This window comes from Hymenobacter edaphi (genome assembly GCF_003258365.1).
In the GTDB taxonomy this organism is placed as follows: Bacteria; Bacteroidota; Bacteroidia; order Cytophagales; family Hymenobacteraceae; genus Solirubrum; species Solirubrum edaphi.
In genome coordinates this window covers 589755-602198 of record NZ_QHKM01000004.1, presented here as the reverse complement: position 1 = coordinate 602198, position 12444 = coordinate 589755, and the positions used below count along the sequence as shown (strand labels likewise).

14 protein-coding genes are annotated in these 12444 nt (G+C 68.6%); 12 read left to right on the top strand and 2 right to left on the bottom strand.

The annotated features are described in order from the left end of the window. The first annotated feature begins 130 nt into the window (after positions 1-130). From DLM85_RS15805 to DLM85_RS15790, 4 genes are all read left to right on the top strand, one after another. Positions 131-868 (top strand): hypothetical protein, encoded by a 738-nt coding sequence (locus DLM85_RS15805; protein WP_165822158.1) that lies wholly within the window; start codon positions 131-133, stop codon positions 866-868. After that, positions 868-1383 (top strand): hypothetical protein, encoded by a 516-nt coding sequence (locus DLM85_RS15800; RefSeq protein WP_133257089.1) that lies wholly within the window; start codon positions 868-870, stop codon positions 1381-1383. Before DLM85_RS15805 ends, DLM85_RS15800 begins: the two co-directional genes overlap by 1 nt. A 61-nt stretch (positions 1384-1444) precedes the next feature. Beyond that, positions 1445-2692 (top strand): PQQ-dependent sugar dehydrogenase, encoded by a 1248-nt coding sequence (locus tag DLM85_RS15795; RefSeq protein ID WP_111479065.1) that lies wholly within the window; start codon positions 1445-1447, stop codon positions 2690-2692. A 141-nt stretch (positions 2693-2833) separates the two neighbouring features. Then, positions 2834-4156 (top strand): dicarboxylate/amino acid:cation symporter, encoded by a 1323-nt coding sequence (locus tag DLM85_RS15790; RefSeq protein WP_111479064.1) that lies wholly within the window; start codon positions 2834-2836, stop codon positions 4154-4156. Between the two features lie 13 nt (positions 4157-4169). Here DLM85_RS15790 and DLM85_RS15785 read toward each other — a convergent pair whose 3' ends face one another. Beyond that, positions 4170-4934, bottom strand: a complete 765-nt coding sequence (locus DLM85_RS15785; RefSeq protein WP_111479063.1) for an energy transducer TonB — start codon at positions 4932-4934, stop codon at positions 4170-4172. Between the two features lie 99 nt (positions 4935-5033). Between DLM85_RS15785 and DLM85_RS25515 the strand changes: the two genes are divergently transcribed. Both DLM85_RS25515 and DLM85_RS15770 read left to right on the top strand, forming a co-directional pair. Then, on the top strand, positions 5034-5888 hold the full coding sequence (locus DLM85_RS25515) for a hypothetical protein (protein ID WP_165822157.1): 855 nt from the start codon (positions 5034-5036) through the stop codon (positions 5886-5888). Between the two features lie 148 nt (positions 5889-6036). After that, positions 6037-6603 carry a hypothetical protein gene (locus DLM85_RS15770; protein ID WP_111479060.1) on the top strand — a complete coding sequence of 189 codons (567 nt, stop codon included), beginning with the start codon at positions 6037-6039 and terminating at the stop codon, positions 6601-6603. A gap of 104 nt (positions 6604-6707) precedes the next feature. On the opposite strand, the gene DLM85_RS15765 is transcribed toward DLM85_RS15770, so the two are convergent. Continuing rightward, positions 6708-7181 (bottom strand): energy transducer TonB, encoded by a 474-nt coding sequence (locus tag DLM85_RS15765; RefSeq protein ID WP_133257087.1) that lies wholly within the window; start codon positions 7179-7181, stop codon positions 6708-6710. Positions 7182-7407: 226 nt separating this feature from the next. Between DLM85_RS15765 and DLM85_RS15760 the strand changes: the two genes are divergently transcribed. The 6 genes from DLM85_RS15760 to DLM85_RS15735 all read left to right on the top strand — a co-directional run bounded on the left by DLM85_RS15760 (position 7408) and on the right by DLM85_RS15735 (position 12391). Further along, positions 7408-7695: a sll1863 family stress response protein gene (locus DLM85_RS15760; protein ID WP_243635978.1), complete on the top strand. Its 288-nt coding sequence runs from the start codon at positions 7408-7410 to the stop codon at positions 7693-7695. Between the two features lie 11 nt (positions 7696-7706). Further along, positions 7707-8045 carry an outer membrane protein assembly factor BamE domain-containing protein gene (gene bamE, locus DLM85_RS15755; RefSeq protein WP_111479057.1) on the top strand — a complete coding sequence of 113 codons (339 nt, stop codon included), beginning with the start codon at positions 7707-7709 and terminating at the stop codon, positions 8043-8045. 244 nt (positions 8046-8289) lie between these two features. Continuing rightward, complete coding sequence (locus DLM85_RS15750) at positions 8290-9225, top strand: alpha/beta fold hydrolase (protein WP_165822156.1); 936 nt, start codon at positions 8290-8292, stop codon at positions 9223-9225. A gap of 43 nt (positions 9226-9268) precedes the next feature. Continuing rightward, on the top strand, positions 9269-10432 hold the full coding sequence (locus DLM85_RS15745) for a sensor histidine kinase (RefSeq protein WP_111479055.1): 1164 nt from the start codon (positions 9269-9271) through the stop codon (positions 10430-10432). 22 nt (positions 10433-10454) lie between these two features. Next, positions 10455-11195 carry a LytR/AlgR family response regulator transcription factor gene (locus DLM85_RS15740; protein ID WP_111479054.1) on the top strand — a complete coding sequence of 247 codons (741 nt, stop codon included), beginning with the start codon at positions 10455-10457 and terminating at the stop codon, positions 11193-11195. 266 nt (positions 11196-11461) lie between these two features. Further along, complete coding sequence (locus tag DLM85_RS15735; RefSeq protein WP_133257086.1) at positions 11462-12391, top strand: adenine nucleotide alpha hydrolase family protein; 930 nt, start codon at positions 11462-11464, stop codon at positions 12389-12391. Positions 12392-12444: the final 53 nt, after the last annotated feature.

Sequence of the window (12444 nt, the reverse complement as noted above, 5' to 3'; positions counted from 1 at the left end):
GTTGAAGCCCCGTTCTGGATATACCTCGGATTTACCTTCCCTTTACCTACGCTTTAGAAGCCATCCGGCAATAATTCAATATCCAGCATTTCAACAGGTAAGTTGTACGCGGCGGCCTTTGCGGAGCGTTATGACTGGCATGTACGTAGTTCGTCGTCATTCGCGCAAGCTGCTTTTCCCAGCCGGGCTGCTGGCTTTGGCCTGGCTGCCGGTGCTGGGCGGCGCGCTGCTGGCGGCGCGGCCGGAGCTGCGGCGGGGTCGGCAGCGGGTGCTGCAGCTCCGCATAGTTTCACCTGAACAAATAGAGGCGACGAAGCAGAAACCGTTAAGCGCCTTTTCACCCCAGCTGTACACAGCTCCGCTCAAGCTACCCACCCCGTTGCACACGGTGAGCTTTACCGGCAACGCCTGGCAGGATGACCTCAGCGTCCGCACAGCCACCTTCGTGGCCCGGCAACTCCAAGAGGAGCCCAATCAGGACCGGGGTCTACGCATCGAGTTCGAAGTTGACAGCCACTATCAGGCTCTCGTTAGAATGCTGGATTTAATGCGTTCGACTGACCAGAAAAGGTATTGGCTTGATTTAAAACGCTTGCCAGTTAGCCTCAACGCTTTCACGGTGTATCATCCACCCAGCGACACCGGCTGCTTCCTTTGCAATGATGTCATTCCATACACTCCCCCAACGCCGCCACCGCCATCGTGGCACCATCAGTTACGGGCGGAGTTGGCAGCGGCATTTCGCCTAAGCACCTGGCGCCCCCTGTTTAGCCCCGCCTGGCGCTACTCCACGCTGCTGTTGCTTCTGCTGCCGTTTGCCGCCGCCTGGCAACTGCGGCGCCTGTTCGCCACTAATTTCCGCCACTGATGCTGCTTTGCCGCCTTCGTCTGCGCCGCCGGGCTTTGCGTTTGCCGCTGGGGTTGCTGACGCTGATGCTGGTGTTGCTGCTGGCCGTGCAGCGGCTGGCGCGGGCCGTGTACCGCCCGCAGCGGCACGTGATGCAAATCAGCATGCCCATTCCCTGGCCGGTGGCCCAGGCCCGAATGCGGGAACGTCGCGAGGAAGTCCCTCCCGTGGGCTATTTCACCGTCCCGCCCGACCTGGACCGGCGCCGCCGCTGGCTCTGCTACACCCTCATCGGCAATGCCGGGCACGACGCGGCCATGCTGCGGGCGGTGGCCGAGCGCCTGCGCCGGGGCCGGACGCAGCCGGCCGAGCGGGCCGACTTGTGCATCCGTTTTGCGGCCGGGGCGCGCTACGCCAGTCTGGTGGCGGCGCTGGACTTGATGCCGCAGCTCAACCAATCGAAATACGCGCTGGACCTGTACCGGCCCGAGCCGGTGCTCTACGTGTTCGTAACGCCATTTCGGCCGTGGTGGTAGCCGGGCGCAACCCCGCACCCGGAATGGCAGTTTGAACAATCCTCATTCGTTCGATCTGCTCATGCTGCAATCCTCTTCCCTCCTGCTCTGGCTGGCCGCGACTCTGCTGCCCGCCCTGCCCATCGCCGCCCAGAACGTGCCGCCCGAGGCCACGCCGTTCAAGATGACGGGCAACATCTACCTGCCCAAGAAGCTGCCCGCCACGCCCGAGCGGGTAGCCAGCCTGAAGGCGCCGCCCGGCTTCGTTATCAGCCAGTACGCCACCGGCCTCGACATGCCGCGCATGCTGGCCGTGGCCCCGGGCGGCGACGTGTACGTGTCGAACCGGGTGAAGGGCACCGTGACGCTGCTGCGCGACGCCAACCGCGACGGCAAGGCCGAAGTGGTGCAGCAGGTGGCCCAGAAGCCGCACCTGCACGGCCTCGCGCTCAAGGACGGCAAGCTCTACATGGCCGCCATCCGGGAGCTGTACGTGGCCGACGTGAAGGCCGACGGCACCCTGGGCGAGCTGAAAACCCTCTACACCGACCTGCCCGACGCCGGCCAGCACGCCAACCGCACCCTGCGCTTCGGCCCCGACGGGCAGCTCTACCTCTCGGTGGGCAGCACCTGCAACGCCTGCGACGAGGACAACCCCGAAAACGCCACTTTGCTGCGCATCAAGACCGACGGCTCGGGCCGCACGGTGTACGCCCGCGGCCTGCGCAACACCATCGGCTTCGACTGGCACCCCGGCACCGGGCAGCTCTTCGGCATGGACCACGGCATCGACTGGCTGGGCGACGAGGACCAGATGGAGGAGCTGAACCAACTTAAGGAAAACGCCCACTACGGCTGGCCCAGCATCATTGCCGACGGCAAGCCCTACCCGGCCAACAAGCCCAAGAGCGGCGACTCTTACGCGCAGTTCGACGCCAAGTGCGTGCGGCCCGCGCTGCTCTACAAAGCCCACTCGGCCCCGCTGGCGCTGACCTTCAACCGCGTGCAGCTGTTCCCGCCCGCCTACGAAAACGACGCGTTCGTGACCATGCACGGCTCCTGGAACCGCGCCCAGCCCGCGGGCTACAAAATCGTGCGGGTGCACTTCAACGACCGGGGCCAGCCCGAGCGGTTCGAGGACTTCGTGACCGGCTGGCTGGTGGAGGGCGACAAGGCCGAGTTTGGCCGCCCCTGCGCCCTGGTGCAGGCCCCCGACGGCTCCCTGCTCGTCTCGGACGACGACAACGGGGTGATTTACCGCATCAGCTACAACGCCCCGCGGCAGGCCCCGGTGCCGGTGCAGAAGGCCAAGGTGAAGACGAAAGGCTAACCGGCAGCCGCACGGCGAAAAGCACGTTTTCCTGAGCACCGCGAACCGCCGGCCGACGGGCTTTTTCGCTGTGCCGGCCGGCTTCCCGATACCGGACCTCCGCCCGAACAACCCGCCTTTTCCCGCGTAACTTGCCCGGACATGAAGAAACTGACCAGCAACCTCACCGTCCAGGTACTCACGGCTATTGCCCTGGGCGTGCTCGTCGGGGCGTTTTTTCCGGGCGTGGGCGCGGCCCTGAAGCCGGTGGGCGAAACGTTCATTCGCCTGATCAAGATGCTCATCGCGCCCATCATCTTCCTGACGGTGGTGCTCGGCATTGGCAGCATCGGCTCGCTCAAGAAAGTGGGGCGCGTGGGCGGCAAGGCCCTGCTGTACTTTGAAATCATCACCACGCTGGCGCTGGTTATCGGGGTGGCGGCGGCCAACCTCATCCGGCCCGGCGCGGGCGTGGATACCTCGGCGGCCACGGCCCGGGCGGCCGAAACCCAGAAATACGCCGACCAGGCCGCGGGCATGGACTGGGTGGCCTTTTTCACCCACATCGTGCCCGAAAACCTGGTGGGCGCCTTCGCCCAGGGCGAAGTGCTGCAGGTGCTGCTGATAGCGGTGCTCTTCGGGCTGGCCCTCACGCGGGTGCCCGAGGCGGTGGGCCGGCCGCTGCTCAGCACCTTCGAGCGGCTGAGCCACGTGCTGTTCGGGGTGCTGGCCATGGTGATGAAGCTGGCCCCGCTGGGCGCGTTCGGCGGCATGGCCTACACCGTTGGCACCTACGGGCTGAGCACCTTGCTGCCGCTGGCCAAGCTCATGGCCTCGGTGTACCTGACCATGGCCGTGTTCATTTTCGGCGTGCTCGGGGCAGTGGCGCGCTACTACCGGTTCAGCATCCTGAAGCTGCTGGGCTTCATCAAGGAAGAGCTGCTGATTGTGCTCGGCACGTCCTCGTCGGAGTCGGCCCTGCCCCGGCTCATCGACAAGCTCACGGCTTTCGGCTGCTCCCGCTCGGTGGCGGGGCTGGTCATTCCCACGGGCTATTCCTTCAACCTCGACGGCACCACCATCTACCTTTCGATGGCCAGCATCTTCCTGGCGCAGGCGTTCAATATTCCGCTCACCCTGGGCCAGCAGCTCACCATTATCGGCATTCTGATGCTCACCAGCAAGGGCGCGGCGGGCGTTACGGGCTCGGGCTTCGTGGTGCTGGCTTCCACCCTGGCGGCCACCAAGGTCATTCCCGTCGAGGGCATGGCCCTGCTGCTGGGCGTCGACCGGTTTATGTCGGAGGCCCGGGCCATTACCAACATCATCGGCAACGCCGTGGCGACGGTGGTGGTGGCCAAAAGCGAAAACGAGTTCGACGAGGCCAAAAACCGGCTGGCCCTGGCCGGCGCCGTGCAGCCCGAAAGCGACGTGCTGCCCCCCGAGCACCCGCTGCCGCCCGCCCACGAGCCGGGGCCGCGGTAGGCCCGGCGGCGCGTCAGCGAATGACGAAGAACACCGCCAACTCGTAGGGCACCGCCACAGGCTGCCCTTCCACCACGGCCGGCGCCCAGCGGGGCATGGTCAGTAGCGCGTGCTCCACCGCTTCTTCCAGGCCGGCGCCCACGCTTTTGAGCCGTTGCGGCTGCTGCACCCGCCCCGTGCCATCGACCCAAAAGCGCACAAGCACCCGCCCTTCCACCTGGTTGCGCAGGGCCAGCGCCGTGTACCTCACTTTGCGCTGAATCCAGCCGGCCGCGGCCGTGTCGCCGCCCGCGAAGCTGGCCGGGCGACTAAAAGCGAAGTAAGCGGTGTCGTGGCCGGCGCGGGTGAAGCACCGGGCGCCGGTGCGCACGCCGCGGCGGTAGGTTTCCTGGCGCATCAGCTGGCCCGAGGCATACCAGGCGCGCAAGGTGCCGTGGCGCTGCCCCTGCGCGTACGGCAGCTGCCAGCGGCGCTGCCCGCCCGGGTACCAGGCCTGGGCCAGGCCGTGCAGCTGGCCGCGCTGGTAGCGGTAGGTGCTGGTGCGCCGGCCGGCGGTCCAGGCGGTGCTCGGGCCGTGCAGCTGGCGGGCGGGCAGGTGGGCGTACTGCTGCTGGTGCAGGCGGCGGCCATCGGGCCGGTAGGTGGTGATGGTGCCGCCCGCGCCGCGGCGCTGGGTGCGGGTGTAGTAGGCGGCCGAGTCGGGGGCGGCGGTGGGGCGGCCGGCGGCGGTGAAATAGGCGCGCGGCGGCAGCTGGGCGGCTACGCCGAGCGACGCCAAGAGCAGGAGGACTAAAAGAACGGGGCGCCGCATATGGAAACGGAGGTGGTGCAACATCCACTGCTTGATGCCAGCCGGCCCACGTTTCCACAAGCCCCCATGCCCTCATCGTCCGTGTACCTCGCCATTGCCGAGCCCTGCCCCGCAGACTGGGCCCGAATGACGCCCACCGCCTGCGGCCGTTTCTGCCAGGCCTGCCAGAAGGAAGTGCTCGACTTCAGCGGCCTGGCCCCGGCCGACATCCTGGCCGTGCTCCGCGCCCACCCCGCCGGCAGCGTCTGCGGCCGTATTCCGGTGGCCACGCTGGCCGAAAGCCGTCGGCAAGCCGCCGCGGCTACTACCAGCGGCGCCTGGCCCGGGGCGGCGTGGCTGCGGCGGGCACTGGCGGCGCTGAGCCTGCCCCTGCTGGCGCCGGCCGCCCTGGCCGCCCCGGGCCCGGCCGCCCCGGGCCCGGCCGCCCCGGCGCAGCTGGCTTCCGCCGCCGCGCCGGCCCGCCCATCCCGCGCAGTGGTGGTGCGCGTGCTCGATGCGGCCGCCAACCAGGGCCTGGGCTTCGTCCGCGTGCAGCTGTGGCAGCGCGGCGCCCCGCTGCTGAGCCTGCAGACCGAAGTCGACGGCTCGGTGCAGCTGTCCATCCCGGCCGACTACTGGGCCGATTCCTTGCAGCTGCGGGCCGAACTACCCGGTTATCAGCCCGCGGCGCTGACTTTCACGCCGGCCGAAGTAGCGGGCGTACTCGCCCTGCCGCTGACGCGCGGCCCCGTCGTGCTGCCGCCGGTGCGCAAGGAAGGCATCGGGTACGAGCAACGCTCGCACGTTACCGGCGGCGCCATCAGCGTCGTTACCTACACGCGGCCGTCGTTGCTGAAGCGCGTGGTGGTGTACCCGCCGTGGCGCCTCTACCTGCGCGCCAAGCGTTTGAGCCAGCACTTGTACTACCGGCTGGTGGACTAAGCACCGGTCGGCCACCGAATTTTCGGCCTGCGGCTCGGCGGCCGCCGGTTGGCGCGGGCCGCCCGGCGTAAGATTATTGACCTTTTCGGAGCCAAAAGGACGGTTTTTGCGTTATTGAAGGTCTAGTTCTTGTACGCATTCCTCCCCGATGGCTTCTCTTCCGCCCGCCCTGCGCAAAGCCCTGCTCAACCTGCCCCAGAAGGAAAAAGACCAGCTGCTGGTGCGCCTCGTCTGCCAAGACAAGGTGCTGACCGAGCAGCTGCAGTTTCGCCTGCTCGAAGGCCCCGACGCGCTGCAGGAGCGCCGCGCCCGCCTGCGCGAGCGGCTCGACGACCCGGTGCGCGGCTACCACCAGACGCCCAACGACCTGCTGCTCATCCTGCGCCAGCTGCAGAGCCAGATCGGCTACCACGCGAAAATCACCGGTGACCAGTTCGGCGAAGTGGAGCTGACGGCGCGCCTGCTCAACCACGTCTTTCAGCACCAGCCCGCCGCCGTGGCCCGCCTCACCGGCACCACCCAGCCCCTGCTCAGCCACCTGGCCCGCCGCGCCGACACCGCTCTGCGCCTGGCCGACAAGCTCGACGTGGACTACCACCTGGAGCTGGCCGACGCCATCAACGAGCTGCTCACCAACCTCTGGGGCACCGCCGCCGCTCCCCTGGCCCGCGACCTGGGCCTGCCCCGGCAGTGGGGCGGAATGGTCAAGTGGTGATTCGGTGAGCTTACGCGCTGCTCGCACCAGCTGTTAGCGCAGCTTTGTTGCTTGACCAAGTCACCCGAACGACACCTCACGAAGCCGCTAAATCACCAATTCACTTATTCCAGCGCCCGGAACACGATGGGCAGCGTCACGGCCACCTTCACCGGCTGGCCGCCGACGAGGCCGGGCGTCCACCAGGGCATGATGCGCACCAGGCGCAGGGCTTCCTCGTCGAGGCCGGCGCCGAGGCCGCGCACCACCTGCGGGTCGAGCAGGTGGCCGCGCTCATCCACCACGAACTGCACCAATACCTTGCCGGCCACGCGCTTACGCAAGGCTTCCTCGGGGTACTTCAGCTTGTCGCGCAGAAAAGCCAGCTGGGCCGCCGCGCCGCCGGGAAAGGCGGGCATCACCTCGGCCACGTGGTAGACGGCCGGGGCCGCCTCGGCTGCGCCCCCGCCCTCCACGGCCGATTGGGTGGCGCTGTCGGTGCCGGAACCGCTGATGGCGAGCGGCCGCCCGGCCTGGCCCAGCGCGGCGGCGCACCGGCCAAGCACCAACATAAACATCAGTATTACAATACGTTGCATAGGCAGCAAGGAGCTTCAAGGGGCGGTACGCAAAAGTAGGCGGGGGCCCAGGCCAGCGTATTACTGCTGCGTTATGGTTGAGTTGCATTTAGGTTGGTAACACGGCCGGGCGGGCGGCGGGGCATCTTTTCGGAGCCGGGGGCAGTACAAGGCCTTACCGCCGGGCGTGGCTGGCGGCCCTTCCCTCTCGCTTCTTGCCATGTCATACGTTCCCAATCCTAACCACATGCGTGCCCCCCACCACCTGAGCACCGTCGAGCTGCAGCAGGCGCTGGACGAGCTGGACACCAAAATCAAGACCCTGCATGCCCGCGCCAACACCACCGCGGCCGGTGCCCCGCACCACTACCACGAGCACATTGCGGCCCTGGAAGTGAAGCGCCGGCAGCTGGGCGAGCAGCTCGGCGACGCCGACCGCAGCACTCCCGCCGACGACGACCGGAGCGGCAGCGTGTGGACCGACCTGAAGCGCGGCATCGACACGCTGCGCGAGGATATCAGCAAGCTGTTCTAATCCCTGCCCCGATGCTGACCCGACGCCTTTTAGGCCTGATGCTGCTCGTGCTGCTGGGCTGGGCCCTACACGCCTGCACCGCCCAGGAAAGCTTCCAGAACGCGGAGCAGTGCGTGAAAGTGGACATTGGTATGACCCAGGAGCAGGTGCGCCGCACCATGGGCGCCCCCACCGGCGACGACACCCGCCCCGACGGCGGCCACACCTGGTCGTACCTTTTCGGCAGCGCCACCGATACGCAGCCCATTCGCATCCTGTTCGGCGCCGACGGGCGCGTGACCAGCAAGGAGTGCGCCCCCCAGGCCCGCGGCGACCAGCGCCCCGACGACAACACCACCAAGATGGAATAGGCGGCCCCGCCGCCCGGCCTTGCCGAACGCAGCGCCGTCACCAGCCCGCGCAGGGTGGTGGCGGCGCTGCTGCGTTCGGGCCGGCGACGGGGCCTCGGCCGCTGGTCGTTGCCGCTTCGCCATTCGCCCCGGCTTTTCGGCCCCTCGGCCCGGTGCCTTACCGCTCGGCCAGGTTTTGCTTCCGCCCGGGTCGGGCTTGCCCCACTTTTGGGTCATCAACCACGCTTCCAAACCCCTGATGACCATGATTCGCTTTGCTACCGCCCTCCGCACCGCCTGCGCCGCCCTGCTGCTGACCACGGCCGCCCCCTTCGCCGCCCAGGCCGCTCCGGCTGCCCCCGCGCCCGTCGACAACCCCGCCCAGCACCCCACCTTCACGGTGCGCGTGGTGGGCAAGGGCCGGCCGGTGCTGCTGATTCCGGGCCTGACCTGCCCCGGCGCGGTGTGGGACGAAACCGTGGCCCGCTACCGGCAGCAGTACCAGTGCCACGTGGTGTCGCTGGCGGGCTTCGGCGGCGCGGCGGCCCCGGCCAGCACCGATAAGCTGCTGCAGAACGTGCGCGACCAGCTGCTCGGCTACATCAAGGCGCAGCAGCTGCAGCGCCCGGCCGTCATCGGCCACAGCCTCGGCGGCTTTGTGGCCCTGTGGATGAGCGCCACCCAGCCCGAGGCCGTGGGCCCGCTGCTCATCGTCGACTCGCTGCCCTTTCTGGCGGCCATTCAGAACCCGGCCCTGACGGCCGAGGCGGCCCGCCCCATGGCCGAGGCCTCGCGCCAGCAGGTAAGCCAGGGCCGCATGCCGGCCGCCCAGCAGCGCCTGATGCTAGCCAGCATGATTACCGACACGGCCCGCCAGACCGTGGCCCTGCGCTGGGGTCAGCAGTCGGACGGCCGCACCGTGGGCCAGGCCATGTACGATATGTACACCACCGACCTGCGCCCGGACGTGGCCCGCATTCAGCAGCCGGTGCTGGTGCTCGGTGCCTGGGCGGCCTACCAGCCCTACGGCGCCACCCAGGAAAGCACCCGCGCCATCTTCGAGCAGCAGTACGCCCGCCTGCCCCAGCACCGCATCGAAATGTCGGCGGCCGGCCGCCACTTCCTGATGTGGGATGATACGCAGTGGTTTTTCGCCCAGGCCGACGCATTTTTGAAGCAGCGCCCGGTGGCGGCCCAGTAGCCGCGCCCGCCGCGGTGGCGCCGCGGCCCTACCTTTCGCCTCTATGCCCAAGCTGCTGACTTCTTACGCCGCGGTACCGCCGCCGAGCCGCCTGTACTGGCGCTGCCAGCTGATCGGCTGGACGTTCTACGCCGGCTTCAACCTGATGGTGTTTTCGATGTTCGGCCGTTTTTCCCTCGACGGCGTGTTCATCTCGGCCATCATTGCCCTCACGCTGCTGGGCCTCTCCCACGGCCTGCGCTACCACATCCGGGCCCGGGGCTGGACGCAGCTGGGCCCGGCCCCGCTGCTGGGCCGGCTGCTGCTCACCAACCTGCTGCTGGCTCTGTTCAGCCAGGTTATCATCTGGGGCCTGATTGCGGGCGTGGTGCGGCCCGCCTCCACCGGGCAGTCCTACGGGGTGGGCCAGTTTATCGGCTACGTGTTCAACGTCAACTTCCTGCTCTGGCTGTGGAGCGGGTTCTACTTCGGCTGGTTTTACCTGCAGCGCTACCGCCAGGCCGAAATCGACAAGTGGAAGCTCACGGCCGCCGTGCGCGAGGCCGAGATGCAGACGCTCAAGGCCCAGATCAACCCGCACTTTCTCTTCAACGGGCTCAACAACATCCGCTCCCTTATCGGCGAAGACCCCGAGCGCGCCCGCCACATGCTCAGCCACCTCTCCGAGCTGCTGCGCTACGCCATTCAGCTGAACCGCACCGAGCAGGTGCCGCTGGGCCGCGAGCTGGCCGTGGTGCGCGACTACCTGCAGCTGGAGTCGCTGCAGCTGGAGGAGCGCCTGCGCTACGCCATCGACGTGCCCGCCGACTGCCTGCCGGTGCTGGTGCCGCCCATGCTGGTGCAGGTGCTCGTCGAAAACGCGGTGAAGCACGGCCTGGCCCCGCTGCCGGCGGGCGGCGAGCTGCGCATCGGGGCCCGCCGCACCCCGCAGGAGCTGCTGCTGACGGTGGCCAACACCGGCCAGCTCACGCCCCACCCCACGGCCCCCCGCCCCGACGGCACCGGCACCGGCCTGCGCAACGTGCGCGAGCGGCTGCGCCTGCTGTTCGGCCCGCAGGCCGAGCTGCGCCTGGAGCAGGCCGACGCGGCTACCGTGGCCGCCACCGTGCGCCTGCCGCTGGGCAACGAGCCGCTGGCCCTGGGCACTGACCACCTGCCTTTGCCGGCGGCCGCCGTGCCAGGCGCGCCGGCCCCTGCTTCCTGCTGATTGCTCCTTATTCATTGACCCCATGAACGTTCTCGTAGTCGACGACTCCCGCCTGGCCCGCCAGGAGCTGCGCCGCCTGCTGCAGCGCCACCCCGACGTGACGGTGGTGGGCGAAGCCGCCAATGCCGATGAAGCCCAGCTGCGCCTGACCGAGCTGCGCCCCGATTTGCTGCTGCTCGACATTCACATGCCCGGCCGTTCGGGCTTCGAGCTGCTGGCCGACCTGGAGGACGCCGCCCCGCAGGTCGTCTTCACCACCGCCTTCGACCAGTACGCCGTGCAGGCCTTCGAGGTGAATGCGCTGGACTACCTGCTCAAGCCCGTGGACGAGCAGCGCCTGGCCGCCGCCCTGGCCAAGGCCCGCACGGCCCAGCCGGCCGGCCCCGCGCCCGACGCGGCGGAGCCCGCCGCCGCCGCCCGCGAGCTGCTGCGCGAAACCGACCAGGTGTTCGTCAAGGACGGCGAGCGGTGCTGGTTTGTGCGCCTGCAGGACGTGCGCCTGCTGGAAGTGGCCGACAACTACACGCGCCTGCACTTCCACGACGTGCGCCCGCTTATTCCGCGCACCCTGCAGCAGCTGGAAGCCCGCCTCGATCCGGCCGTTTTTTTCCGCGTCAACCGCCAGCAGATCATCAACCTGAAGTGGGTGGAGCACATCGAGCCCTGGTTTAGCAGCACGCTGAAAATCCGGCTGCGCGGCGGCGGCGAAGTGGAAGTGTCGCGGCAGCAGTCCACGCGCTTCCGCGAGGCCCTGAGCTTTTAGAAACGCGGTGCGGGCCGTAGTCCATGCGGCCCGCACCGCTTGCCGTTCGAGTCGGGCCTGGGCCCGTTCGGCGCCATAACTCGCCCGCTGACTGAAGCCCGACGTGGTGCGTGGCCGGTGGAAAACCCCGGCCTACCCGGTCGGCACAGCCCGACGATTCGTCATTTTATAAATTACCTTGTTTTTAATATTACTTTAACAATAATAACTTGAATTTGTGGTACCTTGCACAGACACCGCGGCTACTCCGCCGGTGGCCGCAGGCCATGACGACATTCAGCGTATTAATGAACGGCTCGGCCGCCGCCGACAATGCCCTGGCCTATGCTCTGATGTTGATTCGGCACCTGCGCAGCCACCAACAGCCCGCCGAGCTGCGCCTGCTGGCCGTGCTGCCCGCCCCCCACGATGCGGCGGCCGCGCACTTCCCGCTGCCGCCGGGCCTCTCGGCGGCCCAGCTTACCGCCCGCCTGCACACCCAGGCCGCTGCCCTGGCCACGCAGGGCCCCTGCCGCCTCACGCTCATAACCCGCGACGTGGCCACCGAGCTGGCCCGCTGCCCGCAGCCCGGCACCACCGACGTGCTGGTGGTCGGCCGCCCGCCCGCCGCCGATGCCCCCGGTCCGGCCGCGCACCCGCTGTTTTTGCTTTGCCGCCTATTGCCGAATCCGCTGCTGGTGGTGCCCGCCGCCTTCGCCGCCCCGGCCGAAGTGCCCACCCGCCTGGCCCTCGACACCGACGGGCAGGCCGTGCGCCTGCCCGGCAGCGCCCGCCGCGTGACCGAGCTGCTGCTGAGCCTGCGCCAGGACACGCGGGTGCTGTACCTGGGCAGCGGGCGGACCGCCGCCGCCCGGTTGCTGGCGCAGCTGGTTCCCTCCACCGTGGGCATCCACGTGTACACCGCCGACGAAGCCCTGCCCCCGCCCGCGGCGCTGCTTGCCCGCTTCGCCGAAATCGGCCTGCTCGGCGACCTGCCGCACACCCTGCACACGGCCTACCACGCCTCGGTGGAAGAGGGAATTCTGCAGCTGCTGCGGGCCTGCGACGCCGACCTGCTGCTCTTTGTGGCCCGGCAGCGCACCCTGCCGGGCGAGCAGTTCGACACCAGCACCGGGGCCCGGCTCATGCTGCGCAGCCCCATTCCCACGCTGGTGGTGCCCGAGGCCGCGCCGGTGCGCTGGCTGCGCCGGGCCTAACACCCAGCGGGTTGGCCTGCGCAGGCCCCCGATATTTCTGGGGCCGGGCATAT

What these genes read in the sequence shown, in the direction of transcription:
- DLM85_RS15765 (WP_133257087.1), bottom strand. Translation starts at nt 7,181, where the DNA reads ATGCAACGTATTGTAATACTGATGTTTATGTTGGTGCTTGGCCGGTGC.
- DLM85_RS15750 (WP_165822156.1), top strand. Translation starts at nt 8,290, where the DNA reads ATGATTCGCTTTGCTACCGCCCTCCGCACCGCCTGCGCCGCCCTGCTG.
- DLM85_RS15735 (WP_133257086.1), top strand. Translation starts at nt 11,462, where the DNA reads ATGACGACATTCAGCGTATTAATGAACGGCTCGGCCGCCGCCGACAAT.
- DLM85_RS15805 (WP_165822158.1), top strand. Translation starts at nt 131, where the DNA reads ATGACTGGCATGTACGTAGTTCGTCGTCATTCGCGCAAGCTGCTTTTC.
- bamE (WP_111479057.1), top strand. Translation starts at nt 7,707, where the DNA reads ATGCTGACCCGACGCCTTTTAGGCCTGATGCTGCTCGTGCTGCTGGGC.
- DLM85_RS15770 (WP_111479060.1), top strand. Translation starts at nt 6,037, where the DNA reads ATGGCTTCTCTTCCGCCCGCCCTGCGCAAAGCCCTGCTCAACCTGCCC.
- DLM85_RS15740 (WP_111479054.1), top strand. Translation starts at nt 10,455, where the DNA reads ATGAACGTTCTCGTAGTCGACGACTCCCGCCTGGCCCGCCAGGAGCTG.
- DLM85_RS25515 (WP_165822157.1), top strand. Translation starts at nt 5,034, where the DNA reads ATGCCCTCATCGTCCGTGTACCTCGCCATTGCCGAGCCCTGCCCCGCA.
- DLM85_RS15745 (WP_111479055.1), top strand. Translation starts at nt 9,269, where the DNA reads ATGCCCAAGCTGCTGACTTCTTACGCCGCGGTACCGCCGCCGAGCCGC.
- DLM85_RS15800 (WP_133257089.1), top strand. Translation starts at nt 868, where the DNA reads ATGCTGCTTTGCCGCCTTCGTCTGCGCCGCCGGGCTTTGCGTTTGCCG.
- DLM85_RS15795 (WP_111479065.1), top strand. Translation starts at nt 1,445, where the DNA reads ATGCTGCAATCCTCTTCCCTCCTGCTCTGGCTGGCCGCGACTCTGCTG.
- DLM85_RS15760 (WP_243635978.1), top strand. Translation starts at nt 7,408, where the DNA reads ATGCGTGCCCCCCACCACCTGAGCACCGTCGAGCTGCAGCAGGCGCTG.
- DLM85_RS15790 (WP_111479064.1), top strand. Translation starts at nt 2,834, where the DNA reads ATGAAGAAACTGACCAGCAACCTCACCGTCCAGGTACTCACGGCTATT.